We start from the raw sequence: 24,335 nt of genomic DNA on the forward strand, positions 1-24,335 counted from the left end.
GCACCATTGGGCCTTTGCCCGATGCCCGCCCGTCGGAGGGAGAGAGAGTTCGTGCAGAGTTACGTCGTGACCGTCGCCGCCGCGCTCGCCGCGGCGGCGATCGCGTTGGTGCTGGCCCAGGTGGTGCACCGGGTCACCCGCCGTCTCGGCCGCCGCTCGCTGCTGATGACCGAGCTGACCGAGCACGCGCACCGCGCGTTCCAGGTCGCGGTCACGGTGGGCGCGGTGCAGTTCGCGGTCCGGTTCACCACCGCGTACGCGGTCGGCAGCCCGTGGCGGCAGTTCGTCCTGCACACGCTCGTGCTGGCGACGATCGCCGCCGCCGCCTGGCTGGTGGCCTCGCTGCTGGTGGTGGCGGAGGACACCGCGCTGGCCCGGTTCCGGGTCGACGTGCCGAACAACAGGCACGCCCGCCGGGTGCGTACGCAGGTGGTGCTGCTGCGCCGGCTCACCATCGCGGTGATCGTGATCCTCACGGTCGGCGTGATGCTGATGACGTTCCCGGCGGTACGCGGCGTCGGAGCCGGTGTGCTGACTTCCGCCGGTGTGATCGCCGCGGTCGCCGCGCTGGCCGCGCAGAGCCTGCTCGCCAACGTCTTCGCCGGCCTCCAGCTCGCGTTCAGCGACGCGGTACGCCTGGACGACGTGGTGGTGGTCGAGGGGGAGTGGGGCCGGATCGAGGAGCTGACGCTCAGCTACGTGGTGGTGCAGATCTGGGACGACCGCCGGCTGATCCTGCCCACCTCGTACTTCACCAGCCGGCCGTTCCAGAACTGGATTCGCACCGAGGCGGCGGTGCTCGGCACCGCCGAGTTCGAGCTGGACTGGGCCGTCCCGGTGCAGGCGATGCGGGAGGAGCTGCGGCGGCTGTGCGAGGGCACCGAGCTGTGGGACGGCCGGGTCTGCGTGCTCCAGGTGACCGACGCGACCGGCGGCATGGTCAAGGTCCGCGCGCTGGTCAGCGCCGCCGACGCGGGCAGCCTGTGGGATCTGCGGTGCCTGGTCCGCGAGCACCTGGTGACCTGGGTACGCGACCAGCGCCCGACCGCCCTGCCCCGGCTGCGCGCCGAGGTCGGCGACACCACCGGCCCGCTGCCCTGGCAGACGGTGCAGCCGCGCCGCCCGGCACGCCGCCCGGCCGGCACCGAGGCGCCCGACGACGCGCGTGTCTTCGGCGGCAGCGACGACGGCGAGGCCCGCAGCGAGGTGTTCGTGGGCCGGGAGGAGCACGCCGAGGCGCGTCGCTGACCCGTACCCCGATCGGAGCCCCCGGCCGCCCACGGCGCCGGGGGTTCGGCGCGTTCGGGCGGCTTTCCGGCCGGACGGGTTTGGCCGGGCGGTTGCGGGGGACGTGGTGCGCACGCCCCGGATCCGGTGCCCGGCACCGGGTTGCGGCGGCGCGCGGCCGGGCGGACCGGCCGCGCCGCGCAGGATTGACGGGCGGCGACTCCGGGCATACAGCGCGGTGATGACGAAAGGAGGACAGCATGGCTGACGTCGCGAGTCGCAGCACGTCGCGGACCGGGAGCGAACCGTCCACCGCCGAACTGGTACAGCGCGCCACCGAGCAGGTCACCCGCCTGGTGCGGGACGAACTGGCCCTGGCCCGTGCGGAGCTGACCCAGAAGGGCAAGCACGCCGGGATCGGGATCGGTCTGTTCGGCGGCGGCGGGGTGATGGCGCTCTACGGCGCCGGTGCCCTGGTCGCCACCGTGATCCTGCTGCTGGCACTTGTCATGCCGGCGTGGCTGGCCGCCCTGATCGTGGCGGTGGCGCTGTTCCTGCTCGCCGGGATCCTGGCGCTGGTGGGCAAGAAGCAGGTCAGCCGTGCCGTCCCGCCGGTGCCCCAGGCGGCGGTCCGCAGCGTCCGGGCGGACGTCGACACGGTCACCGCCGCGGTGAAGGACGGGAGGCGGGCATGACCGGTAACGGGACCGGGGATGTGGCGGCGCTCCGGGAGGAGATCCGCCGGACCCGGGTGGAGCTCGGTGAGACGATGGAGCTGCTCGCGGCCAGGGCCGATCCGAAGGCGCTGGTGCGGCACTCCGCCGAGGCGGCGAAGGCGCGGATGCGTGAGCAGGCGTCGCTGACCGCGGCCCGGGTGCGTGGGCGGGCGGCGGAGCGGGCCCGGCTGGTCCGGGCGCAGGCGTACGAGAAGGGTGAGGCGGTCGGGCGCAACCCGTTGCCCTGGGCGGCCATCGCGGCCGGCGCGCTGGTGACCGCGGTGGTGCTGGTGATCGTCCGAGGGAGGCGCAGGTGAGCGGGAAGATCGGCAAGGCGGCGTACAGGCCGGTGGGGGTGCTGCTCGGCCTGGCCGCCGGTACCGTCGCCGGCGCGATCTTCCGCCAGGTCTGGAAGGTGACGGCGGGCGACGGCGAGGCGCCGAGCGCGACCGACGAGGACCGCCGCTGGGGCGAGGTGCTCGCCGCCGCGGCCCTGCAGGGGGCCATCTTCGCGGTGGTGCGGGCCGCCGTCGACCGGGGCGGAGCGGTGGGCGTACGCCGGTTGACCGGTCGCTGGCCGGACTGAGGTAAAGGCCGGAAAGGCCCCTTTCCCGAGCGCGGGGAAGGGGCCTTTCGCATGGCTCCGGCGGGGCCGCGTAGCGCCGTCCGCGCGACCTTCAGGTCACATGTCGGAGAATTTCGTCCGCTAGGCTGTGCGAAGTTTTTGCGTACGTGGTTTGCTGTCTCACGCTGTTGAGAGACGCGTGGGTTGAGAGAAGTCTCCTGCATTGGGGGCCGCCTCAGGCGCCGCTGCTCGAAAACGGCCAATCGGCCGCACGGCGTGCTCGGCCGCCAGTTTTAGAAGGAGATACACATGGCGCAGGGAACCGTGAAGTGGTTCAACGCTGACAAGGGCTTCGGCTTCATCACCGTCGACGGCGGGGGTGCTGACGTGTTCGTCCACTTCTCGGCCATCCAGACCAGCGGCTACCGCACGCTGGAGGAGAACCAGCGGGTGGAGTTCGAGATCGCCCAGGGTCAGAAGGGTCCGCAGGCCGAGCAGGTCCGCCCCATCTGAGTCTCACCGCACCGGCCGCGCCGGCCGGTGCCGGAAGCCCCGCATCCCGCACGGGAGGCGGGGCTTCACCGTGCCAGGCGCCTCAGCGGCGCCGCGCCCGCATGCCCCACCAGAGCCCGGCCAGTCCGATCAGGACGAGCACCGGACCGGCCGCCGCCCAGATCCGCTGGTCGCTCATGACGCTGCCCTCGACGTACCCGAGGCCCAGCACCGTCCACAGCGCACCGAGCACCACGGCGAGCAGGCCCAGGGTGAGCCGGAACCAACCCCTCATCGTTCCCCCTCCGACGACGACAGTCCCGCTCCAGCATGCCCGCCGCCGCCGGCGCCCGGCGGCGCCGCGCCGGCCGGCCGGCTCACCACCGGTCGTGCACCTGCGGGCGGATCAGCTCGTCGTAGGTGGCCCGCACCGCGGCCAGCTCCACCTCGGTCAGTGCCGGCTGCCCGGCCGCCTCGGCGTTGCGCCGCGCCTGCTCGGGGGAGCGGGCGCCGGGGATCACCACAGTCACGCCGGGCTGGTCGAGGACCCACCGCAGCGCGAACTGCGCCATCGTACGGTCGTCGCCGACCAGCGGCGCGAGCCGGCGCACCGCGGCCAGGCCGCTGTCGTAGTCGACGCCGGAGAACGTCTCGCCCACGTCGAACGACTCGCCGTGGCGGTTGAACGTGCGGTGGTCGTTCGCCGGGAACGTGGTGTTCTCGTCGTACCGGCCGGAGAGCAGGCCGCTCGCCAGGGGCACCCGGGCGATGATCCCGACCCCGGCCGCTGCGGCGGCGGGCAGCACCTGCTCCAAGGGCTTGTGCCGGACCGCGTTGAGGATGATCTGCACGCTGGCGACACCGGGCCGGGCGATGGCGGTGAGCGCCTGGTCGCAGGTCTCCACGCTGACGCCGTACCCGGCCACGCGGCCCTCGTCGACGAGCGTGTCGAGCGCGTCGAAGACCCGGTCGTCGGCGAAGACGGCGGTGGGCGGGCAGTGCAGCTGCACCAGGTCGAGCGTGTCGACGCCGAGGTTGGCCCGGGACCGGTCGGTCCAGGCCCGGAAGTTCTCCGGCGTGTACGCCTCCGGCGTCTGCTCCACCCGGCGGCCCATCTTGGTCGCCACGGTGAGCCCGTGCCCGGGGCGGGAGCGCAGGAACCGGCCGATCAGCGCCTCGCTGCGGCCGTCGCCGTACACGTCGGCGGTGTCCAGGAAGGTGACGCCCGCGTCGACGGCGGCGGCGAGCACGGCGAGCGCGTCGTCCTCGCTGACCTCGCCCCAGTCCGCGCCGAGCTGCCACGCGCCGAGTCCGATGATGCCGACGTGCCGGCCGAGCCGGTCGAAGCTGCGCTGTTCCACCCGGTCGAGCCTAGTGAGCCGCTTGCCGTGGCGCGCGGCGGGCCGTACGGTCTAACAAGACGTACGTACGGTTTGGAGGCTGCCATGTGGGATCCACGCACCTACCTGCGCTACGGCGACGAGCGGTCCCGGCCGTTCCACGACCTGCTGGCCCGCGTCGGCGCCGAGCACCCGCGCGCCGTGGTCGACCTCGGTTGCGGCCCCGGCACCCTCACCGCCACGCTCGCCGGCCGCTGGCCCGCCAGCCGGGTCACCGGCCTCGACTCCTCCCCGGAGATGATCGACCGGGCGGGCGCCGAGGGCGGTCCGGTCACCTACGCGGTCGGCGACGTCCGCGACTGGCGACCGGAGCCGGACGTGGACGTGCTGGTCGGCAACGCCGTGCTCCAGTGGGTGCCGGAACACCGCGACCTGCTCCGCCGCTGGGCACACGCGTTGCCGACGGGCGCGTGGATGGCGTTCCAGGTGCCCGGCAACTTCGACGCGCCCTCGCACCGGCTGCTGCGCTCCGTCGCCGCGGGGGACCGGTGGCGCGACGCGCTCGCCGGAGAGCTGCGCGAGGCACCGGTCGACGAGCCGGTCGGCTACGCCACGCTGCTGACCGACGCGGGCTGCGCGGTCGACGCCTGGGAGACTACGTACGTGCATCTGCTGCCCGCCGCCGGCGCCGACCACCCGGTGCTGGCCTGGATGGAGGGCACCGCGCTGCGCCCGGTCCGCGCCGCGCTGGACGCCGCCGGCTGGGCCGCCTTCCGCGCCGAGCTGGGGGTACGGCTCGCGCAGGCGTACCCGGTGCGGCATGGTCAGGTTTACTTCCCGTTCCGCCGGATCTTCATGGTGGCCCGCACCGGCGCCCGCGCAGAGGAGAACTCGTGACCGACCTGCCCACCTTCATCGCCGGACTGCCCAAGGTGGAGCTGCACGTGCACCACGTCGGCTCGGCCTCGCCCCGGATCGTCGCCGAGCTGGCCGCCCGGCACGAGGGGCGCAGCCCCGTCCCGGCCGACCCGGAGGCGCTCGCCGACTACTTCGCGTTCCGCGACTTCGCCCACTTCATCGAGGTCTACCTCAGCGTGGTGGACCTGATCCGCGACGCCGACGACGTCTGGCTGCTCACCCACGAGGTCGCCCGGGAGCTGGCCCGCCAGCAGGTCCGCTACGCCGAGCTGACCGTCACGCCGTACTCGCACGTCAACCGCGGCATCCCGGCGCCGGCGTTCTGCGAGGCGATCGAGGACGCCCGCAAGCGCGCCGAGGCCGACTTCGGCATCGCGCTGCGCTGGTGCTTCGACATCCCCGGCGAGGCCGGCCTGCCCGCCGCCGAGCAGACGCTGCGGATCGCGCTCGACGAACGACCCGACGGGCTGATCAGCTTCGGCCTCGGCGGCCCCGAGATCGGGGTGCCCCGGCCGCAGTTCAAGCCCTGGTTCGACCAGGCCCGGGCGGCCGGGCTGCGCTCGGTGCCGCACGCCGGCGAGACCACCGGCCCGGAGACGATCTGGGACGCGCTGCGCGAGCTGGGCGCCGAGCGGATCGGCCACGGCATCTCCGCCGCGCAGGACCCGGCGCTGCTGGCCCACCTCGCCGAGCGGCGCATCCCGCTGGAGATCTCCCCGACGTCCAACGTGCGCACCCGGGCCGTACCGAGCCTGGACGCGCACCCGCTGCCCCGGCTGGTCGAGGCCGGCGTGCCGGTAAGCATCAACTCCGACGACCCGCCGATGTTCGGCACCACGCTCAACGACGAGTACGCGGTGGCCGCCCGGCTGCTGCGACTCGGCCCGGACGGGGTGGCCGCGCTGGCCCGCGACGCCGTCGCCGCGGCGTTCCTGGCACCGGCCGAGCAGGCCCGGATCACCGCCGAGATCGACGCGTACCTGGGGAGCGCGGCGGGCTGAGCGGCCGTACGGGCGCCGGCCGCCGGGACATCCGGGGCGGCCGGCGCCGCACGGTCAGCATCAGCCCGGCCAGCGCCAGCGCGGTGAGCGCGGCGGCGGGACCGGGCGCGACGGGCGCGGGCCGGACGGGACCGTGCGCGAGCACCGGGTCCTGCCACACCGCGAGCGTGAGCGCGATACCCAGGCCGATGACGGCGGCCCAGCGGAGCAGACGACTGACGGCCGGTGGCATGACGGTCACCTCGCGCCCGGGATCGACGGGAGAGCGCGCGCGACGGGAGCGAGGTGTGGGGGGACCGGACTCCCGCCGCGCGCATGATCCGTCGGCCGGAAGGTCTTACGGGGCGTCCCGGCCGACGGAACTGATGGGTTCTGTCAACGATCCTGGCAGTTCACGCCGGTTTCGCGGCCGTCGTTAAACCACCTTTAAGGAGAACTTGCGCCCGTACACAGCCACGGGTCAGCGCGGGCGCGGCCAGCGCCGCCCCGGACGCGGCTCGCGTGCCTCCCGGGCCATCCGCCCGACCAGCCCGAACCGGTTCACCGGCCGGGGTGCCGCGTCCGGGTCGGCCAGCAGCATCACCACGCTCGCGCCGCCGAGCCGGGCCCGGTCGATGCTCACCGAACCGTTCGCCTGCAACGCGACCCGCTTGGCGATGTCCAGCCCGAGCCCGGTGGAGCCCTTGTCGCTCTCGCCCCGGCGCAACGCCCGGTCCGGGTCGGCGATGCCCGGCCCGGCGTCGTCGATGCGGATCGCCACCCAGCCGTCCCGGCGGCTCACCGCCACCTCGAACGCGGTGCCCTGCGGCGTGTACCGGAACACGTTGCCGATCACCGCGTCCAGCGCGGCGGCCAGCTCGGCGCGCGGCACCGGCGCCGGGATGCGCAACTGCGCCCCGACCACCCGGTGCGGCCGGTTCTGGTCCCCGGCCAGCGCCGACCAGAAGACCATCCGGTCCCGGACCACCTCGCTCACGTCGCACGACGCCGGCGCCGACTCCTGGGCGACCGCCTTGCGGGTCGTCTTGATGAGCTGGTCGACCTCGCCCTCCAGCGTGACGATCGCCTGCCGGATACGCCGGATGCCGCGCCGCCGGTCCAGCTCCGCCTCGCTGAACGTGCCGATGCTCGTGTCGTCGGACTCCAGCGCCTCGGCGTCCAGCCGCAGCGCGGTCAGCGGCGTACGCAGCCGGTGCGACAGGTCGGCGACCAGTTCGTGCTCGTCGGCGCGCAGCGCCACCAGCCGTTCGGTCATCCGGTTGAACGCGTGCCCGGCCTCGGCCAGCTCACGTGGGCCGGTCGGCTCGACCCGTACCCCCAGCTCGCCGTCGCCCACCGCGAGCGCCGCCTTGACCAGGTCGCCGGTGGCGTCCACGGCCCGGGCCGCCACCCGGTCGACCACCGCGACCGCCGCGCCGACCAGCGCCAGGCCGATCGCGAGCAGCAGCAGCCACCGCCCGCCGCCGCCGGAGTCGAGCACCTCGTCGGGGACGAAGACCTCCACCACCGCGACCCGGTCACCGAGCACCACCGGGTCCAGCCGCAGCACCCCGCCGTCCACCTCGGTCACCACCGAACGCCGCTGCGCGGCGGCGTCGGCGAGCACCCGCGGGTTCGCGCGGCCGGCCGACTCGTCCGCGCCGATGCCGTGCACCACCGGTCGCTTGGCCGGATCGTCGCCGGCCGCGGCGGCCACCGCCCGCTCGATCGTCGCGGTGTCCGTACTGACCGCCAGCGCGCCGGTCACCAGCGCGGCCCGGCGCGCGGCGTCGGCCAGCTCCGCCTCCCGGGTCCGGTCGGCGAGGGTCAGCCCGAGCGGGACGAGGAAGGCGAGCGCGATCAGGCCGCACAGGCCGGCGGTGAGCCCGGCGAGCGTGAGCCTCAGTCCGGCGCCACCAGCCGGAAGCCGACCCCCCGCACGGTGCGCAGGTAGCGCGGCTTCGCCGCGGACTCGCCCATTTTGCGGCGGAGCCAGTACAGGTGAACGTCGATGGTCTGGTCCTCGCCGACCGATGGCTGCCGCCATACCTCCTCCAAGAGTTCCCGCCGGGACACTACCCGGCCGGGACGTGCGGCGAGATACGCCAGCAGGTCGAATTCCTTGCGGGTCAGGGCCAGCGCCTCCCCGTCCAGCACGGCGCTGCGCTCGCCGACGTCGACGCGCAGGCCGCCGACCGTGTGCACAGCCGGCGCGACGGTACGGCTGGCCCGGCCCGCCCGGCGCAGCACAGTGGTGATCCGGGCGTCCAGGTGCGCACCGGTGAACGGCTTGACCATGTAGTCGTCCGCGCCGGCGCGCAGCAGCCGTACCACCGACTGCTCGTCGTCACGGGCGGTGGCGATGATGATCGGCACGTCGGTGATGCCGCGCAGCATGCGCAGCGCGTCCGAGCCGTCCAGGTCGGGCAGGCCGAGGTCGAGCACCACCAGATCCGGTGTCTCCGCGGCGACCCGGCGCAGCGCGTCCAGCGCGGTGCCGACCGCGTGCACCGCGTGCCCCCGGTCGGTCAGCGATCGCAGCATGGCGCCGCGCACGACGTGGTCGTCTTCGACCAGCAGGACGGTTGCCACGTCAGCACCGTACTCGGCGTGGCAAGCCGGTCGCGTTGCGGCGGTCCGGCCAACCGGGCAAGCTGGGACGGCGATGACGTTCACGCTCTTCCCCGACACCCGCCTCACGCTCGCCCGCGACGCGCTGGCCGGCCTGTCGGTGGGCGACGCCCTCGGTTCCCAGTTCTTCGTCCCCGGCGGGGCGGTCGCCCCGTGGCCGGATGCCTTGCCGCCGGGCCCGTGGCTGTGGAGCGACGACACCGAGATGGCGTGTTCCGTGCTCGACGTGCTCGCCAGGCACGGCCGGATGGAGCCTGACGCCCTCGCGCTCGCCTTCGCCGCGCACTACGACCCGGCCCGCCGCTACGGCGCGGGCGCGGTCGAGCTGCTCGAACTCATCCGGGCGGGCACGCCGTGGCCGGTGGCCGCCGCGTCCGCGTTCGACGGGCAGGGCTCCTGCGGCAACGGCGCCGCCATGCGGGTCGCGCCGCTCGGCGCCTGGCACGCCGACTCCACCCGCCGCGCCGCCGAGCAGGCCCGCGCCTCGGCCGAGGTGACCCACGCCCACCCGGAGGGCGTCGCCGGTGCGGTGGCTGTCGCGGTGGCCGCCTCGCTCGCCGCCCGCGCCCGCCTCGACGGCGGCCGGCCCGAACCGGCCCGGTTGCTCACCGCCGTCGCCGGGGCGCTCGACCCGGCCGGTGAGGTGCACCGGGGGGTACGCCGGGCCGCCGCGCTGCTCGGTCACTCCGCCGCCGCGGCGGCCGACGCGCTCGGCAACGGCTCCCGGGTGACCGCGCAGGACACCGTGCCGTTCACGCTCTGGGTGGCCGCCACGCTGCTGCACGACTACCCCGCCGCGATCCGCGCCTGCGTCGAGGCGGGCGGCGACGTGGACACCACGGCCGCCATCGTGGGCGGGATCGTGGCCGCGTACACCGGGGTCGGCGCGCCGGGTGGTGTGCCGGAGGGCTGGCTGACCGCCCGCGAGCCGCTCCCCACCTGGCTCCCCAACCCCGCCTGACCGCCCGCCCTCCCTCGCCGGCCATGTTGGTCGTGGGTACGCGCGCCGGTTCGGGGAGGTGGCGGGGTCGGCGGCGGAGGGATGCAGCCACCTCGGCGAGGTGGAGTCGATCATGCGTTCCGGCGCGCACCACCAGCGGGGACGGGCTCGACGGTCGCGGGGGCGTCGGCGGCGGGAGCCGGGGCCGGCTCGGGAGAGCCGGAGCGGGGGTCCGTGTCCGGGCGTCCGGTGGCGGCGGGCTCGTCGGGGGAAGGGCTGTCGTCGGGCGGGAGGGTCATGGTGTCGCGCCGGCGGCGGCTGAGCAGCCAGCCGATCGCCGCGCCACCGGCCAGCCCGGCGAGCAGGCCGCCGCCGAGCAGCAGGTCCGCGCTCGGCCCGTCGTCGGCCGCACCGGCCGCCGGTGCCGTGCCGCCCACCGCACCGCCCTGCGCCCCGCCGGCGGCGCCGGGGCCGCCCGCCGCGCCGTGACCGCCGTGCGCGCCGCCGTTCGTACCGGCGCCGCCGTCGTGCGTCACGGTGCCCGGCAGCGGCGGCAGCAGCTCGACCGTCGGCGCCGGGTGCGCGCCACCCGCCGAGTCCGCCCACCGGACGACGGTGCCGTCGTCGTACGTCTGCACGACTGTGAACGTGAGCCGGTCGGTGGCGGGCATCGGTCCCATGCCCAGCGGCAGCCGGGCCGGCCCGGTGCCGGTGCCGGGCATCCGCAGCCAGCTCACCGCGTGGGTCACCTGGTTCAGCTCGGCCGCGTGCATGCCGGGGACGGGCTGGTCGAGCGTGCGGGTGGTGATGGTCGGCGCCCAGTCCGGCACCGACAGCGGGTACACCTCGCCGATCGGGGCGTCGGCGGGCATGGTCAGCTCGATCCGGGTGGTCCGCGTGCCGGGCCTGTCCGCGGGCACCAGCACCGCGAGTTCGATCGCGTCGCCCTGGCGTACCTGGGCGGGCGAGGTCGTGACCGTCACCCCGGCCGCGTTCGCCGCGCCCGGCCAGCCCACCGCCCCGGCGAGTACGGCCGTCAGCAACGCAGCCGCCCACCGGCCCTGACGGGTCATCCTCATGGTCGTCCCCATCCTTGTCGACTGGGGTCGGCACCGGCTCCGGCCCCACCTGGTAGTTCGGGCGGCGGGGCGAAAAGGTTCAACCCGGCACGGAACTCGCCGGGAACGGGCACCGGCGTCGGCGGCGGTCCGGGTCCGGGCGACCGATAGCATCGCAGGGGCCGGTCACCGGCCCTTCCGTACCGTCGACGACAGGAGTCACCGTGTCCGCACCCCGTACCCCCGTCGTGGCCGACCCCGTCGTCGTCGCCGCCGGGACCACGGCGGCCGACGCGGTGGCCGCGGCCGGCCTGCCGATGAGCGGGCCGAAGGCGATCGTGGTGGTCCGCGATCCGCAGGGCCAGCTCCGCGACCTGGACTGGCGCCCGGCCGAGGACGTCGCCGTCGAGCCGGTCACCCTGGACAGCCCGGACGGGCTGAACGTGCTGCGCCACTCCACCGCCCACGTGCTGGCCCAGGCGGTGCAGGACGTCTTCCCGGACGCCAAGCTCGGCATCGGCCCGCCGATCGAGAACGGCTTCTACTACGACTTCGGCGTCGACAAGCCGTTCCAGCCGGACGACCTGGCCAAGCTCGAGAAGCGCATGCAGGAGATCGTCAAGTCCGGCCAGCGGTTCCGCCGCCGCCGGTTCGCCGACCTGGACGAGGCCCGGGCCGAGCTGGCCGCCGAGCCGTTCAAGCTGGAGCTGATCGACGTCAAGGGGGAGGGGCTGGACTCCTCCGAGGTGATGGAGGTGGGCGGCGGCGAGCTGACCATCTACGACAACCTCGCCGCCAACGAGGACAAGGTCTGCTGGTCGGACCTGTGCCGCGGCCCGCACCTGCCGAACACCCGGCTGATCGGCGCGTTCAAGCTGATGCGCTCGGCCGCCGCGTACTGGCGCGGGTCGGAGCGCAACCCGCAGCTCCAGCGCGTCTACGGCACCGCGTGGCCGACCCGGGACGAGCTCAAGGCGTACCTGAAGCTTCTGGAGGAGGCCGCCCGCCGCGACCACCGCAAGCTCGGCGCGGACCTCGACCTGTTCAGCTTCCCCGACGAGATCGGGTCCGGCCTGCCGGTCTTCCACCCCAAGGGCGGCGTGCTCAAGCGCGTGATGGAGGACTACGTCCGGGCGCGCCACATCGAGGAGGGCTTCGACTACGTCGGCACGCCGCACATCTCCAAGGAAGGTCTCTTCCACACCTCGGGACACCTGCCCTACTACAAGGACACGATGTTCCCGCCGATGGAGATGGAGGGCAGCGACTACTACCTCAAGGCCATGAACTGCCCGATGCACAACCTGATCTACCGGTCGCGCGGGCGGTCCTACCGGCAGCTCCCGCTGCGGCTGTTCGAGTTCGGGTCGGTCTACCGGTACGAGAAGTCGGGCGTCATCCACGGCCTGACCCGGGTGCGCGGCTTCACCCAGGACGACTCGCACTCCTACTGCACGCAGGAGCAGGCGCCGGCCGAGATCAAGCACCTGCTCGGCTTCGTGCTCAGCCTGCTGCGCGACTTCGGCATCGACGACTTCTACCTGGAGCTGTCGACCCGCGACGACTCCCGGCCGGACAAGTTCGTCGGCTCCGACTCCGACTGGGCGACCGCCACCGCCGTGCTGGAGCAGTGCGCGCTGGAGACCGGCCTGGACCTGGTGCCGGACCCGGGCGGCGCGGCGTTCTACGGCCCGAAGATCTCGGTGCAGGCCAAGGACGCGATCGGCCGTACCTGGCAGATGTCGACCATCCAGTACGACTTCAACCAGCCCAAGGGCTTCGGGCTGGAGTACCAGGCCGCCGACGGCACCCGGCAGCAGCCGGTGATGATCCACTGCGCCAAGTTCGGGTCGATCGAGCGGTTCATCGGCGTGCTCACCGAGCACTACGCGGGCGCGTTCCCGGCCTGGCTGGCGCCGGTGCAGGTGGTCGGCATCCCGATCCGCGACGAGCACGGCGACTACCTGGTCGACTTCGCCGCGACGCTGCGCCGGCACGGCATCCGGGCCGAGGTCGACCTGGGCGACGACCGGATGCAGAAGAAGATCCGCAACGCGCAGCAGCAGAAGATCCCGTTCATGGTGATCGCCGGTGACGACGACGTGGCCGCCGGCACCGTCTCGTTCCGCTACCGGGACGGCTCGCAGCGCAACGGCGTACCGATCGACGAGGCGGTGGCGCACGTCCGTGAGGTGGTGGAGTCGCGCACCAACGCCGGCCCCACCGCCACCGCCGCCGAGTAGGCGGTCCGCCGACCGCGCCGCCCGGGCGGCGGCGCGGTTCGGCGGCGGTCCGGCCCGGATCGTAGGATCGCCTGTGTGACAGGGGCGGAGCGGGACACCGGGTACGGCGGCGACAACGGTCTGGCGGACGGGCTGGACCGGCTCTGGACGCCGCACCGGATGACCTACATCTCCGGCGAGGACCGGCCCGAGGGCGGCTACGAGAAGCCGGCCGGCTGCCCGTTCTGCCTGGCACCCGGGCTGCCGGCCGAGGAGAGCCTGGTGGTGGCCCGGGGTGAACACGTCTTCGCGGTGCTCAACCTCTACCCGTACAACCCCGGCCACCTCCTGGTCTGCCCCTACCGGCACGTGGCCGACTACACCGAGCTGGACGAGCCGGAGACGGTCGAGCTGGCCGCGTTCACCAAGGCCGCCATGCGGGTGGTCCGGCACGTCTCCAGCGCGCACGGCTTCAACCTGGGCATGAACCAGGGCGGCGTGGCCGGCGCGGGCATCGCCGCGCACCTGCACCAGCACGTGGTGCCGCGCTGGGGCGGCGACGCCAACTTCATGCCGGTGATCGGCCGGACGAAGGTGCTGCCGCAACTGCTCGCCGACACCCGGGAACTGCTCGCCAAGGCGTGGGCGGCGGCCTGACGGCGGCCCGTTCCGACAGTACGATCTTGCGCATGGCCCTCCTGCACCGCGCGGAACTGCGCCCCTCGAAACTGGAGCTGCTCGTACCCTGGCTGCCCGGCCGGTCCTGGTTCGCCGGCGAGGCGGGCGCGGAGGTCACCCGCGTCGCGGCGTACCGGTTCGACGACCCGGCCGGTGAGGTCGGCGTCGAGACGCTGCTCGTGCGCGCCGGTGACGGCCCGGTGCTCCAGGTGCCGCTGACCTACCGGGGCGCGCCGCTGGACGGGGCGGACGACTTCTTCGTGGGCCTCGTCGAGCACTCGGTGCTCGGCCGCCGCTGGGTGTACGACGCCTGCGGCGACCCGGTGTACCCGCCGCTGCTGGCCGCCGCCCTGCTCGCCGACGCCGGTCAGGCCGAGGAGTACTTCGAGGTCGACGGGAAGCGCGAGGTGCGCCCGGCGAGCATGACGCTGACGGGGAGCCGCACCGGCCGTCCGGTCCCGGCCGGTCCGGTGTCAGCGGCTTCGGCTCCGGCTGGCCCGGTCGACGGCGGCGTGACGGTGGTCCGGGTGGGGGACGTCGAACTGGCGGTGGTCCGGCGGCCCGTCCCGGCCGACGTGCCGGCGGCGGGCGGGCTCACCGGCGCGTGGCCGGGCCAGGACGAGCCGGTGCTGCTGGCCCACGCCCGCTGACGGACCGCGTTGAGGCAGCGGCCCGGCGGCCCGGGCGCCCGGCACCCGGACGGCCCGGCCGACGGCGCGGGCCGGGCCGGTCGTCCCTCCGGCCGGGACGAATTCCGCCCCACCACGCCTGATCCCGATCGGCGTCACGGGGCGTGACCGTGGCCGGACTCGTGGGCTACGAACCGGCCCGCGCTCGCCGGGAAGGTGACAGGATGCGGCGGTGGCAGTCGACACACGACAGTTGGGGCGCAGCGGCATCGAGGTGAGCGCCCTCGGCATGGGGTGCTGGGCGATCGGCGGCCCGTGGGCCGAGGGCGCCCGGCCGCTGGGCTGGGGCCGGGTCGACGACGACGAGTCGGTACGCGCCGTCCGCCGCGCACTCGACCTGGGCGTCACGCTGTTCGACACCGCCGACACGTACGGCGCCGGGCACGGCGAGCGGGTGCTCGGGCGGGCGCTCGCCGGCCGGCGCGACGAGGCGGTGATCGCCACGAAGTTCGGCTACACGTTCGACGAGCGCACCCGGCAGGCCACCGGGGAGAACGCCTCCCCGCACCACCTGCGCCGGGCCGTGACCGACTCGCTGCGACGGCTGGGCACCGACCGCATCGACCTCTACCAACTGCACCTCGGCGACCTGCCGCTGCCCCGGGCCGAGGCGCTCGTCGGCACGCTCGACGACCTGGTCGGCGCCGGCCTGATCCGGTCGTACGGGTGGAGCACCGACCGGGCCGACCGGGCTGCCGCCTTCGCCCAGGTCGCCCGCGGCGCCGCCGCCGTGCAGCACGCGCTGTCGGTGCTCCGGGACGCCCCGGCCATGCTCGACGCCTGCGACAAGCACGACCTGGCCAGCCTGGCCCGGGGGCCGCTCGGGATGGGTCTGCTCACCGGCAAGTACACGCCGGAGTCGACGCTGCCCCGCGACGACGTACGCGGACTCGGGCCGACCTGGCTGGAGTGGTTCCGCAGCGGCCGGCCCGCCCCGGAGTGGCTGCGCCGGGTCGCCGCCGTGCGCGACGCGCTCACCGCCGACGGGCGCACCCTCGCGCAGGGGGCGATCGGGTGGATCTGGGCGCGCAGCGACCGGGCCGTGCCGATCCCCGGCGCCCGGACGGTCGCGCAGGTCGAGGAGAACGCGGCCGCGCTGGCCCGGGGCCCGCTCGCCCCGGACCACTTCGCCGAGGTGGAGCGGCAGTTGGCGGCGGTACGTTCGGCGGCCCTCCGCGACGCCGACCGCCCCCACTGGCCGATGCCCCCCGTCCCCGCCGTCCGCCCCTGACCGAAGGCCGCCCCACCCTTAGCTCGGCCCTCGTCCCGGCAGTGCTCCCGCTCAGCGAGACGCGCCTTCCGCCGACTGAGATGCCCAGAGATCTTGGTAGGAAAGGGCCCTCATAGGGGCACTTTCCTACCAAGATCTACCCGCCCTCGCCCTAGCCCGCCCTCGCCGCCCTCTCGGCGTCGATCTTGCAGTTGCGGCCCTTGGGGTGACCGAAACGCCCACCTTGTGGGGGCCGCAAGTGCAAGATCGCGGGGGCGAGGGGGCCAGGGGAGGGAGGGCGGGTCAGCGGGTTGTGGACTCCTTGCGGGCCTGGTCGGCCAAGTGGGCCGGCATGGGCTCGTGGCGGGCGAACTCGCGCCGGAACGTGCCGGTGCCGGCCGTCATCGAGCGCAGCTCGACGGCGTACCGCAGCAACTCCGTCGCTGGCACCTCGGCGCGGACCAGCGTGCGGCCCTCGGCGTCCGGGTCCGGCTCGGTGCCGAGCACCCGGCCGCGCCGCCCGGACAGGTCGCCCATCACCGCGCCGACCGACGCGTCGGGCACCCGTACGGTGATCTCGTCGACCGGTTCCAGCAGCGCCGGCTGGCCCTTCTCGGCGGCGTCGCGCAGCGCCAGCGCGCCGGCGGTCTGGAACGCCGCGTCGGAGGAGTCGACGCTGTGCGCCTTTCCGTCGACGAGCGTCACCCGCAGGTCCACCACCGGGTAGCCGGCGACCAGGCCGCGTTCCATCTGCGCCCGGACGCCCTTCTCCACCGACGGGATGTAGTTGTGCGGGACCGCGCCGCCGACCACCCGGTCGACGAACTCGAAGCCGGCGCCCCGGGGCAGCGGCTCCACCTCGATGTCGCAGACCGCGTACTGACCGTGGCCGCCGGACTGCTTGACGTGCCGGCCGTGCCCGCGCGCGGCGGCGGTGAACGTCTCGCGCAGCGGCACCCGGACCGGCTCGGTGTCCAGCTCGACGCCGCCGCCGCGCAGCCGGTCGAGCACCACGTCGGCGTGCGCCTCGCCCATGCACCAGAGCACCAGCTGGTGGGTCTCCGCGTTGCGTTCGAGCCGCAGCGTCGGGTCGCCGGCGACCAGCCGGGACAGGTTGCGGGCCAGCGCGTCCTCGTCGGCCCGGCTGCGCGCCACGATCGCCACCGGCAGCAGCGGCTCCGGCATCTCCCAGGGCGCGATGAGCAGCGGGTCGTCCTTGGCCGAGATGGTGTCGCCGGTCTCGGCGCTGCCCGACTTGGTGATCGCGCACAGGTCACCGGCGACGCAGGCGGGCACCTCGCGCAGCGTCGCGCCGAGCGGGCTGTAGACGTGACCGACCCGCTCGTCGGCGTCGTGGTCCGGGTGGCCGCGCTCGGCCATGCCGTGGCCGGACACGTGGATCACCTGGTCGGGGCGGAGCGTGCCGGAGAAGACGCGCACCAGCGAGACCCGCCCGACGTGCCGGTCGACTGTCGTCTTGACCACCTCGGCGACGAGCGGGCCGTCCGGGTCGCAGGTCAGCGGCGGGCGGGGCGAGCCGTCCACGCCGGTCACCGCGGGCAGGTCGTGCTCCAGCGGCGACGGGAACGCCGCGACCAGGCCGTCGAGCAGCGCGTCCAGGCCGACGCCGGTCTCCGCGCAGACCGGCACCACCGGGTAGAAGTGGCCGCGGGCGACAGCCGTCTCCAGGTCGGTGATCAGCACCTCGGGGTCGATCTCCTCACCGCCGAGGTAGCGGTCCATCAGGGTCTCGTCCTCGCTCTCCGCGATGATCCCCTCGATCAGCTCGTCGCGGGACTCCTGGATGGCCGGCAGGTGCTGCGGGTCCGGCTCACGTACCGCCGCGGGCAGCCCGCCGGAGTAGTCGTACACCCGGCGGGTGATCAGCCCCATCAGCCCGGCCACCGACTCGCCGTCGTCGCCGAGCATGGGCAGGTAGAGCGGGAGCACGTTGTCGCCGAAGACCCGCTGGCACAGCGCCACGGCCTCGTCGAAGTCGGCGCGCGGGTGGTCCAGCCGGGAGACGGCCACCGCCCGGGGCATGTCGACGGCGGCGCACTCCTCCCAGAGGGCGGCGGTGGCGGCGTCCATGCCGTCGACGGCGGAGACCACGAACAGGGCCGCGTCGGCGGCGCGCAGCCCGGCGCGCAGCTCGCCGACGAAGTCGCCGTATCCCGGGGTGTCCAGCAGGTTGACCTTGACGTCGCGGTGCACCAGCGGGGCGCACGCCAGGCTCACCGAACGCTGCTGGCGTACGGCGGCGGGGTCGTGGTCGCAGACGGTGGTGCCCTCGGTGACGGCGCCGGCCCGGCCGATCGTGCCACTGGCGGCCAGCAGCGCCTCGACGAGCGTCGTCTTGCCGGCACCGGAGTGCCCGACGAGCACCACGTTGCGAACCCTGCCGGGCTCGGTCACCACCGGCGCGCCGCCGGTGACACCCTTCTCATTCTTCTGCGCCATCGCGGCGCACCTCCCTCAACCGGTGGTGGTGGCGACCGCCGCGGGCGACGGGGGAGCGGACCCGGGACGGGCGCCGCGGCGATATCTTCCGGTGATCTCCTGCTGGACGGGAACGCGGACCGGTGATCCGGTGAACTGGCTCACCTCCTGGCTCGATCTCACACCCGCAGGGGTGCCCGCACAAGGGCCGCCGGGCGGGTCGTACGCCCGGCTGTGTCCCTGGCGGTTGCGGGCCGTTATCGTGGGACCGCCATGGCGAAGATCTTCCAAGTGACGGCCCGCGCGGGCATGACCCGCGTCGTGGAGCCGGTCGCCCGCGCGCTGCTGCGTGCGGGCGTGTCCCCCAATGCGGTCACCGTGACCGGCACCGTCGGCGTGCTCGTGGGCGCGCTCGGCTTCGGCGCGCGCGGCCATCTGGTCGCCGGCGCGCTGATCGTCACGGTCTTCGCCCTCACCGATCTGCTCGACGGCACGATGGCGCGGATGAGCGGCGGGTCGACCCGGTTCGGGGCGTTCCTCGACTCGAGCATGGACCGGGTCGCCGACAGCGCGGTGTTCGGCGCGGTCGCGTACTGGCTGGCCACCGAGCACGACTACTCGGGCGTGGCGGCGGCGCTGATCTGCCTGGCCGCGGGCGGTCTGGTCTCCTACGTCAAGGCCCGCGCCGAGGGCCTCGGGATGACCTGCAACGTGGGCATCGCCGAGCGCACCGAGCGGCTGCTCATCGTCGGCGTCGGCGGCCTGCTCACCGGCGTCGGGGTCCGTCCGGCGCTGGAGATCGCGCTCTGGCTGCTCGCCGCCGTCTCGATCTTCACGGTGGGCCAGCGGATGGCCCACGTGTACCGCCAGGCCCAGCGGGTCGGCGCCGAGTGAACCTCACCGAGGCGGGCTTCGTCGCGGGCTGGCGCCTGGTCCGTGCGCTGCCCCGGCCCGTCGCGGCGGCGGCCTTCCGGATGGGCGCCGACCGCGCCCACCGCAAGGACGGCGGGGGTACGCGCCGGCTGCGCGCCAACCTGCGCCGGGTGGTCGGACCGGAGATGCCCGACGCGGAGCTGGACGTGCTGGTGCGTGCCGGGCTGCGCTCGTACGCCCGGTACTGGATGGAGGCGTTCCGGCTGCCCGGCCTGAGCCGCACCGAGATCCTCGCCGGGTTCCGCCTCGACGGGCAGGAACTGCTCGCCGCCGACGTGGCCGCCGGGCGGGGCGCCGTGGTGGCGCTGCCGCATGCCGGCAACTGGGATGCCGCGGGCGCCTGGGTGGCTGCCACCGGCTGGCCGATGACCACGGTGGCCGAGCGGCTCCCGGACGGCGTCTACGAGCGGTTCGTCGGGTTCCGGGAAGGGCTGGGGATGGAGATCCTGCCCAACCACGGCGGCCCGCGTCCCGCGTTCGACGTGCTGGTGGACCGCCTGCGCACCGGCTACGTGGTGCCCCTGCTCGCCGACCGGGACCTGTCCGCCCGGGGCGTGGAGGTCGACTTCTTCGGCGGCCGGACCCGGATGCCGGCCGGGCCGGCGCTGCTGGCCATCCGCACCGGCGCCCCGCTCTACGTGGCCTCGATGTGGTACGAACCGGACGCGGCGTGCGCCTCGATCGAGGGCCCGCTGCCGCTGCCGGACCCGGACAGCGCGCCGCTCGACGAGCGGGTCCGCACGGTGACGCAGCGGATTGCCGACGGTCTGGCGGCGGGCATCGCCCGGCATCCGCAAGACTGGCACATGTTGCAGCGGATGTGGCTGGACCAGGGCCGGGACGGTACGCCCACGTCGGCGCAGCCACCGGCCACCACCGGGACGGTCTAGGGGGGCGCAGTGCGTATCGGCATCGTGTGCCCGTACTCGTTCGACGTGCCGGGCGGCGTGCAGAACCACGTCATGGACCTGGCCGAGGCGCTGCTCGGGCTCGGTCACGAGGTGAGCGTCCTGGCACCCGCCGACGAGGATTCGGCGCTGCCGCCGTACGTGGTGTCGGCCGGCCGGGCGGTGCCGCTGCCGTACAACGGGTCGGTGGCCCGGATCGCGTTCGGCCCGGTCTCCACCGCCCGGGTGCGCCGCTGGATCACCCGTGGCGAGTTCGACGTGCTGCACGTGCACGAGCCGCTCACGCCGAGCCTGTCGATGCTGGCTGTGCTCTGCGCCCGCGGCCCGGTGGTGGCCACCTTCCACACCGCGATGACCCGCTCCCGGGTGATGTCGGCCGCGCAGGGCGTGCTCCAGATCGTGCTGGAGCGGATCACCGCCCGGATCGCGGTCAGTGCGCTCGCCCGCAAGGTGCAGGTCGAGCACATGGACGGCGGCGCGGTGGAGATCCCCAACGGGGTGGCGGTGGCGAAGTTCGCCGGGGTGCCGCCGCTGCCGGGCTGGCCGGGGGAGTGCGCCCCGGGCACCGGCGGCACGCTGGGGTTCCTGGGCCGCTTCACCGAGCCGCGCAAGGGCTTCCCGATCCTGCGGGACGCGTTCGTCGCGCTGGCTCCGCACCGCCCCGGCCTGCGCCTGCTGGTCGCCGGCCCGGGTGACGCCGACGAGCTGTACGGGCGGTTCCCGGCCGGGCTGCGCGACCGGGTCACGTTCCTCGGCCTGGTCTCCGAGGCGGACAAGGCACGCATGCTGCGCAGCGTGCACCTCTACGTCGCACCGAACACCGGAGGGGAGTCCTTCGGGATGATCCTCACCGAGGCGCTCGCCGCCGGCACCACGGTGGTCGCCAGCGACCTGGACGCGTTCCGCCGGGTGCTCGACGGCGGGCGGGCCGGCCGGCTGTTCCCGACCGGCGACGCGGCCGCGCTGGGCACCGCGCTGTCCGAGCTGCTCGACGACGACGGCCGCCGGGCCGGGCTGACCGCCTGCGGCGACCAGGTGGTGGCGAATTTCGACTGGCCCGTGGTTGCCCGCCGCGTTCTGGAGGTATACGCAGCCGCGATCGAGGCCACCGACGGCCGGGTCATGGACCAGGAGTGGGCGGGTCTGGGCTGACCGCTGTGGCCGCTGCGGCCGCTGTGACGAGCGCGTCGACCGGTGCACCGCGCCGGCCGGCCGGGATGAGGAGCAGCACTACGATGCCGGGCATGTGGTGGGTGGTGGGCGCGGTCGCGGTGCTCGGGCTGCTCTCGGCGTACCTGATCTGGACCTCCGGCCGGGTGCAGCGGCTCCAGGTCCGCGCGGACTCGGCGGCCCGCGCGCTCGACGCGCACCTGCTGCGCCGCGCGGCCGCCGCCGCGGTCCTGGCCGAGCAGCGGTACGGCGTGGAGCTGTACGCCGCCGCCCGGATCGCGCTGGACGCCGCTCCGGAGGAGCGCGAGGCGGCCGAGAACGACCTGACCCGGCAGTTGCGCGGGGTGCGGCTGGACCCGGACGACCCGGCGTGCGCGGCGGTGATCGCGGCCAGCCGGCGGCTGGCGCTGGCCCGGCAGGTGCACACCGACCTGGTCCGGGACGCCCGCTCGGCGCGGGGGCGTCCGGTGGTGCGGCTGTTCCGGATGGGGCGGGGCCGGGAGTGGCCGCGCTACTTCGACATCGACGATCCCACGCTGGCCTCGCACGCGGACGTGACCACCGGCTGATCGCCACCGGCCGTGACGGGGGCCACACGGCAGGCCACCGGGGGTTCGATTGGCGCTCGGATCGGCGTCGCGCCGGTCGTAGCATTCCTGCGCAGTCACCTCCCGAGCACGCCGAGGAGCGATGTCCCGTGTCTGAATCCGCAGCCCCGACCACCGCCACCGCCGTCGGCACCGCCCGCGTCAAGCGCGGCATGGCCGAGATGCTCAAGGGCGGTGTGATCATGGACGTGGTCACCCCCGAGCAGGCGAAGATCGCCGAGGACGCCGGCGCTGTCGCCGTGATGGCCCTGGAGCGCGTACCGGCCGACATCCGCGCGCAGGGCGGCGTGTCCCGGATGAGCGACCCGGACATGATCGACGGCATCATCGCGGCCGTCTCGATCCCGGTGATGGCCAAGGCCCGCATCGGCCACTTCGTCGAGGCGCAGATCCTCCAGGCGCTCGGCGTCGACTACGTCGACGAGTCCGAGGTGCTGACCCCGGCCGACTACGCCAACCACATCGACAAGTGGGCGTTCACCGTGCCGTTCGTGTGCGGGGCGACGAACCTGGGCGAGGCGTTGCGCCGGATCACCGAGGGCGCCGCGATGATCCGCTCGAAGGGCGAGGCGGGCACCGGGGACGTCTCCAACGCGACCACGCACATGCGCAAGATCCGGCAGGAGATCCGCCGGCTCCAGTCGCTGCCCGACGACGAGCTGTACGTCGCGGCCAAGGAGCTCCAGGCCCCGTACGAGCTGGTCAAGGAGGTCGCCGAGCAGGGCAAGCTGCCGGTCGTGCTGTTCACCGCCGGCGGCATCGCGACCCCTGCGGACGCGGCCATGATGATGCAGCTCGGCGCCGAGGGCGTCTTCGTCGGCTCGGGCATCTTCAAGTCCGGCAACCCGGCCCAGCGGGCCGCCGCGATCGTCAAGGCGACCACGTTCCACGACGACCCGGACGTGCTCGCCAAGGTCTCCCGCGGCCTCGGCGAGGCGATGGTCGGCATCAACGTCGACGAGATCCCCCAGCCGCACCGGCTCGCCGAGCGCGGCTGGTGAGCCGGGCGTGACGGGACCCGTGATCGGCGTGCTCGCCCTCCAGGGCGACGTACGCGAGCACGTCGCCGCGCTGGCCGGTGCGGGCGCGGACGCCCGGCCGGTGCGGCGGCCGGGCGAGCTGGACGCGGTCGACGGCCTGGTGGTGCCCGGCGGCGAGTCGACCACGATCAGCAAGCTGGTGGACATCTTCGAGATGCGCGAGCCGATCGACAAGCGGATCGCCGCCGGCATGCCGGTCTACGGCTCCTGCGCCGGCCTGATCATGCTGGCGGCCGAGGTGCTGGACGGCCGCCCCGACCAGCGCGGTTTCGCCGGCGTCGACATGACGGTGCGGCGCAACGCGTTCGGCCGCCAGGTCGACTCGTTCGAGGCGCCGGTGGCGCTCAGCGGCGTCGACGGCGGCCCGTTCCACGCGGTGTTCATCAGGGCGCCCTGGGTGGAGCGCGTCGGCCCGGACGTGGAGGTGCTCGGCCGGGTGACCGAGGGTCCGGCCGCGGACCGGATCGTCGCGGTGCGGCAGGGCAACCTGCTGGCCACGTCGTTCCACCCCGAGCTGACCGGCGACCTGCGGCTGCACCGCCACTTCGTGGAGCTGGTCCGGGCCGTCGCCTGAGCGGCCGGTCCGTCCCCGGTTGTGCCGGTTCGGGTGGGCCGGGACGGGCCGCTGCCGTGCGGCGCGTGACAGTGCCCCGGCTCCCGCCGGTAGGATTGCGGAGATTCGGCAGGGCCATCAGCCCGCCGCGGCTCCCAGCGAAGATCACGGCACCTCGACGTGCGCCGCCTTGGGAGCGGGGCGTGTGCGGTGCGGTCGATGCAGACGGCGGGTAGCAACGGAGGTAACAGATGTCCGGCCACTCAAAGTGGGCGACGACCAAGCACAAGAAGGCGGTCATCGACGCCAAGCGCGGCAAGATGTTCGCCAAGCTGATCAAGAACGTCGAGGTGGCGGCCCGTACCGGCGGCGGCGACCCGGCCGGCAACCCGACTCTCTACGACGCCATCCAGAAGGCGAAGAAGAACTCGGTCCCGAACGACAACATCGACCGCGCGGTCAAGCGCGGCTCCGGCCTGGAGGCCGGCGGCGCCGACTGGCAGACGATCATGTACGAGGGTTACGGCCCGAACGGCGTGGCGATGCTGATCGAGTGCCTCACCGACAACCGCAACCGTGCCGCCACCGAGGTGCGCACCGCGCTGACCCGCAACGGCGGCTCGCTGGCCGACGCGGGCTCGGTGTCGTACATGTTCTCCCGCAAGGGCGTGGTGATCGTCCCCAAGGGCGGCACGACCGAGGACGACGTGATGATGGCGGTGCTCGACGCCGGCGCCGAGGAGGTCAACGACCTCGGTGAGGCGTACGAGGTGGTCTCCGAGCCGGGTGACCTGATCGCGGTCCGCACCGCGCTGCAGGACGCCGGCATCGAGTACGAATCGGCCGAGTCCTCCCTCATCCCCAGCGTGAACGTACCGCTGGACGAGGAGGGCGCGCGCAAGATCTTCAAGCTGATCGACGTGCTGGAGGACTGCGACGACGTGCAGAACGTCTACGCCAACTTCGACGTCTCCGACGAGGTGATGGCCGCCGTCGGCTGAACCTGCCCCGACGCGCG

At 74.2% G+C, this 24,335-nt stretch carries 26 protein-coding genes; 19 read left to right on the forward strand and 7 right to left on the reverse strand.

What is annotated here, in order from left to right:
- Positions 1–51: 51 nt before the first annotated feature.
- The 5 genes from ACN27D_RS26945 to ACN27D_RS26965 all read left to right on the forward strand — a co-directional run bounded on the left by ACN27D_RS26945 (position 52) and on the right by ACN27D_RS26965 (position 3,021).
- Positions 52–1,248: a mechanosensitive ion channel family protein gene (locus ACN27D_RS26945; protein ID WP_421500317.1), complete on the forward strand. Its 1,197-nt coding sequence runs from the start codon at positions 52–54 to the stop codon at positions 1,246–1,248.
- A gap of 239 nt (positions 1,249–1,487) precedes the next feature.
- Positions 1,488–1,922: a phage holin family protein gene (locus ACN27D_RS26950; RefSeq protein ID WP_013285414.1), complete on the forward strand. Its 435-nt coding sequence runs from the start codon at positions 1,488–1,490 to the stop codon at positions 1,920–1,922.
- Entirely contained in the window at positions 1,919–2,260 is a 342-nt protein-coding gene (locus ACN27D_RS26955) for a DUF3618 domain-containing protein (protein WP_013285415.1), read from the forward strand. The genes ACN27D_RS26950 and ACN27D_RS26955 overlap by 4 nt, the downstream gene beginning before the upstream one ends.
- Positions 2,257–2,529, forward strand: a complete 273-nt coding sequence (locus tag ACN27D_RS26960; protein WP_120570586.1) for a DUF4235 domain-containing protein — start codon at positions 2,257–2,259, stop codon at positions 2,527–2,529. Before ACN27D_RS26955 ends, ACN27D_RS26960 begins: the two co-directional genes overlap by 4 nt.
- Before the next feature lie 288 nt (positions 2,530–2,817).
- On the forward strand, positions 2,818–3,021 hold the full coding sequence (locus ACN27D_RS26965; protein WP_007075740.1) for a cold-shock protein: 204 nt from the start codon (positions 2,818–2,820) through the stop codon (positions 3,019–3,021).
- A gap of 82 nt (positions 3,022–3,103) precedes the next feature.
- Here the strand turns inward: ACN27D_RS26965 and ACN27D_RS26970 are convergent, their stop codons facing one another.
- Complete coding sequence (locus ACN27D_RS26970; protein ID WP_120570585.1) at positions 3,104–3,295, reverse strand: hypothetical protein; 192 nt, start codon at positions 3,293–3,295, stop codon at positions 3,104–3,106.
- A gap of 82 nt (positions 3,296–3,377) precedes the next feature.
- A complete protein-coding gene (locus ACN27D_RS26975) occupies positions 3,378–4,361 on the reverse strand; it encodes an aldo/keto reductase (RefSeq protein WP_120570584.1) in 984 nt (327 codons plus the stop codon).
- A gap of 84 nt (positions 4,362–4,445) precedes the next feature.
- On the opposite strand from ACN27D_RS26975, the gene ACN27D_RS26980 reads away from it, so the two are divergent.
- Positions 4,446–5,237: a trans-aconitate 2-methyltransferase gene (locus ACN27D_RS26980; protein ID WP_120570583.1), complete on the forward strand. Its 792-nt coding sequence runs from the start codon at positions 4,446–4,448 to the stop codon at positions 5,235–5,237.
- Positions 5,234–6,259 carry an adenosine deaminase gene (locus ACN27D_RS26985; protein ID WP_120570582.1) on the forward strand — a complete coding sequence of 342 codons (1,026 nt, stop codon included), beginning with the start codon at positions 5,234–5,236 and terminating at the stop codon, positions 6,257–6,259. The genes ACN27D_RS26980 and ACN27D_RS26985 overlap by 4 nt, the downstream gene beginning before the upstream one ends.
- Here the strand turns inward: ACN27D_RS26985 and ACN27D_RS26990 are convergent.
- From ACN27D_RS26990 to ACN27D_RS27000, 3 genes are all read right to left on the reverse strand, one after another.
- Positions 6,216–6,491: a hypothetical protein gene (locus ACN27D_RS26990; protein WP_162958996.1), complete on the reverse strand. Its 276-nt coding sequence runs from the start codon at positions 6,489–6,491 to the stop codon at positions 6,216–6,218. The two genes, ACN27D_RS26985 and ACN27D_RS26990, sit on opposite strands and share 44 nt — an antisense overlap.
- Positions 6,492–6,719: 228 nt before the next feature.
- A complete protein-coding gene (locus ACN27D_RS26995; RefSeq protein WP_199733242.1) occupies positions 6,720–8,111 on the reverse strand; it encodes a HAMP domain-containing sensor histidine kinase in 1,392 nt (463 codons plus the stop codon).
- Positions 8,112–8,140: 29 nt separating this feature from the next.
- A complete protein-coding gene (locus ACN27D_RS27000; protein ID WP_013285422.1) occupies positions 8,141–8,830 on the reverse strand; it encodes a response regulator transcription factor in 690 nt (229 codons plus the stop codon).
- A gap of 73 nt (positions 8,831–8,903) precedes the next feature.
- Between ACN27D_RS27000 and ACN27D_RS27005 the strand changes: the two genes are divergently transcribed.
- Positions 8,904–9,830 carry an ADP-ribosylglycohydrolase family protein gene (locus ACN27D_RS27005; RefSeq protein ID WP_121685401.1) on the forward strand — a complete coding sequence of 309 codons (927 nt, stop codon included), beginning with the start codon at positions 8,904–8,906 and terminating at the stop codon, positions 9,828–9,830.
- Between the two features lie 110 nt (positions 9,831–9,940).
- Here ACN27D_RS27005 and ACN27D_RS27010 read toward each other — a convergent pair whose 3' ends face one another.
- Positions 9,941–10,888, reverse strand: coding sequence for a YcnI family protein (locus ACN27D_RS27010; protein ID WP_421500318.1), 948 nt, complete (start codon positions 10,886–10,888; stop codon positions 9,941–9,943).
- Between the two features lie 203 nt (positions 10,889–11,091).
- On the opposite strand from ACN27D_RS27010, the gene thrS reads away from it, so the two are divergent.
- The 4 genes from thrS to ACN27D_RS27030 all read left to right on the forward strand — a co-directional run bounded on the left by thrS (position 11,092) and on the right by ACN27D_RS27030 (position 15,687).
- On the forward strand, positions 11,092–13,110 hold the full coding sequence (gene thrS / locus ACN27D_RS27015; protein ID WP_421500319.1) for a threonine--tRNA ligase: 2,019 nt from the start codon (positions 11,092–11,094) through the stop codon (positions 13,108–13,110).
- A 75-nt stretch (positions 13,111–13,185) separates the two neighbouring features.
- Complete coding sequence (locus ACN27D_RS27020; RefSeq protein ID WP_043325006.1) at positions 13,186–13,746, forward strand: HIT family protein; 561 nt, start codon at positions 13,186–13,188, stop codon at positions 13,744–13,746.
- A gap of 32 nt (positions 13,747–13,778) precedes the next feature.
- Entirely contained in the window at positions 13,779–14,417 is a 639-nt protein-coding gene (locus ACN27D_RS27025) for a CG0192-related protein (protein ID WP_421500320.1), read from the forward strand.
- Between the two features lie 211 nt (positions 14,418–14,628).
- Positions 14,629–15,687 (forward strand): aldo/keto reductase, encoded by a 1,059-nt coding sequence (locus ACN27D_RS27030; protein WP_252448576.1) that lies wholly within the window; start codon positions 14,629–14,631, stop codon positions 15,685–15,687.
- 282 nt (positions 15,688–15,969) lie between these two features.
- Here ACN27D_RS27030 and ACN27D_RS27035 read toward each other — a convergent pair whose 3' ends face one another.
- Positions 15,970–18,126, reverse strand: coding sequence for an elongation factor G-like protein EF-G2 (locus tag ACN27D_RS27035; RefSeq protein WP_421500321.1), 2,157 nt, complete (start codon positions 18,124–18,126; stop codon positions 15,970–15,972).
- Between the two features lie 252 nt (positions 18,127–18,378).
- On the opposite strand from ACN27D_RS27035, the gene pgsA reads away from it, so the two are divergent.
- From pgsA to ACN27D_RS27070, 7 genes are all read left to right on the forward strand, one after another.
- The gene (gene pgsA, locus ACN27D_RS27040; RefSeq protein ID WP_013285430.1) at positions 18,379–18,999 is read left to right on the forward strand and encodes a phosphatidylinositol phosphate synthase; all 621 of its coding nucleotides are present in this window, start codon (positions 18,379–18,381) and stop codon (positions 18,997–18,999) included.
- Positions 18,996–19,928 carry a phosphatidylinositol mannoside acyltransferase gene (locus ACN27D_RS27045; RefSeq protein WP_187690794.1) on the forward strand — a complete coding sequence of 311 codons (933 nt, stop codon included), beginning with the start codon at positions 18,996–18,998 and terminating at the stop codon, positions 19,926–19,928. The genes pgsA and ACN27D_RS27045 overlap by 4 nt, the downstream gene beginning before the upstream one ends.
- A gap of 9 nt (positions 19,929–19,937) precedes the next feature.
- Positions 19,938–21,098: a glycosyltransferase family 4 protein gene (locus tag ACN27D_RS27050; protein ID WP_421500322.1), complete on the forward strand. Its 1,161-nt coding sequence runs from the start codon at positions 19,938–19,940 to the stop codon at positions 21,096–21,098.
- A gap of 83 nt (positions 21,099–21,181) precedes the next feature.
- Positions 21,182–21,685 (forward strand): hypothetical protein, encoded by a 504-nt coding sequence (locus tag ACN27D_RS27055; RefSeq protein WP_120570569.1) that lies wholly within the window; start codon positions 21,182–21,184, stop codon positions 21,683–21,685.
- Between the two features lie 128 nt (positions 21,686–21,813).
- Positions 21,814–22,725 (forward strand): pyridoxal 5'-phosphate synthase lyase subunit PdxS, encoded by a 912-nt coding sequence (gene pdxS / locus ACN27D_RS27060; RefSeq protein ID WP_121686013.1) that lies wholly within the window; start codon positions 21,814–21,816, stop codon positions 22,723–22,725.
- Positions 22,726–22,732: 7 nt separating this feature from the next.
- The gene (gene pdxT / locus ACN27D_RS27065; protein WP_393159270.1) at positions 22,733–23,338 is read left to right on the forward strand and encodes a pyridoxal 5'-phosphate synthase glutaminase subunit PdxT; all 606 of its coding nucleotides are present in this window, start codon (positions 22,733–22,735) and stop codon (positions 23,336–23,338) included.
- 230 nt (positions 23,339–23,568) lie between these two features.
- Positions 23,569–24,318, forward strand: a complete 750-nt coding sequence (locus ACN27D_RS27070; protein ID WP_043324998.1) for a YebC/PmpR family DNA-binding transcriptional regulator — start codon at positions 23,569–23,571, stop codon at positions 24,316–24,318.
- Positions 24,319–24,335: the final 17 nt, after the last annotated feature.

The sequence above is a fragment of the Micromonospora sp. WMMD1274 genome (assembly GCF_049179035.1).
Classification (GTDB): domain Bacteria; phylum Actinomycetota; class Actinomycetes; order Mycobacteriales; family Micromonosporaceae; genus Micromonospora; species Micromonospora tulbaghiae.

What these genes read in the sequence shown, in the direction of transcription:
- ACN27D_RS26950 (WP_013285414.1), top strand. Translation starts at nt 1,488, where the DNA reads ATGGCTGACGTCGCGAGTCGCAGCACGTCGCGGACCGGGAGCGAACCG.
- ACN27D_RS26955 (WP_013285415.1), top strand. Translation starts at nt 1,919, where the DNA reads ATGACCGGTAACGGGACCGGGGATGTGGCGGCGCTCCGGGAGGAGATC.
- ACN27D_RS26965 (WP_007075740.1), top strand. Translation starts at nt 2,818, where the DNA reads ATGGCGCAGGGAACCGTGAAGTGGTTCAACGCTGACAAGGGCTTCGGC.
- ACN27D_RS26970 (WP_120570585.1), bottom strand. Translation starts at nt 3,295, where the DNA reads ATGAGGGGTTGGTTCCGGCTCACCCTGGGCCTGCTCGCCGTGGTGCTC.
- ACN27D_RS26980 (WP_120570583.1), top strand. Translation starts at nt 4,446, where the DNA reads ATGTGGGATCCACGCACCTACCTGCGCTACGGCGACGAGCGGTCCCGG.
- ACN27D_RS26990 (WP_162958996.1), bottom strand. Translation starts at nt 6,491, where the DNA reads ATGCCACCGGCCGTCAGTCGTCTGCTCCGCTGGGCCGCCGTCATCGGC.
- ACN27D_RS27005 (WP_121685401.1), top strand. Translation starts at nt 8,904, where the DNA reads ATGACGTTCACGCTCTTCCCCGACACCCGCCTCACGCTCGCCCGCGAC.
- ACN27D_RS27010 (WP_421500318.1), bottom strand. Translation starts at nt 10,888, where the DNA reads ATGAGGATGACCCGTCAGGGCCGGTGGGCGGCTGCGTTGCTGACGGCC.
- ACN27D_RS27025 (WP_421500320.1), top strand. Translation starts at nt 13,779, where the DNA reads ATGGCCCTCCTGCACCGCGCGGAACTGCGCCCCTCGAAACTGGAGCTG.
- ACN27D_RS27035 (WP_421500321.1), bottom strand. Translation starts at nt 18,126, where the DNA reads ATGGCGCAGAAGAATGAGAAGGGTGTCACCGGCGGCGCGCCGGTGGTG.
- pgsA (WP_013285430.1), top strand. Translation starts at nt 18,379, where the DNA reads ATGGCGAAGATCTTCCAAGTGACGGCCCGCGCGGGCATGACCCGCGTC.
- ACN27D_RS27055 (WP_120570569.1), top strand. Translation starts at nt 21,182, where the DNA reads ATGCCGGGCATGTGGTGGGTGGTGGGCGCGGTCGCGGTGCTCGGGCTG.
- ACN27D_RS27070 (WP_043324998.1), top strand. Translation starts at nt 23,569, where the DNA reads ATGTCCGGCCACTCAAAGTGGGCGACGACCAAGCACAAGAAGGCGGTC.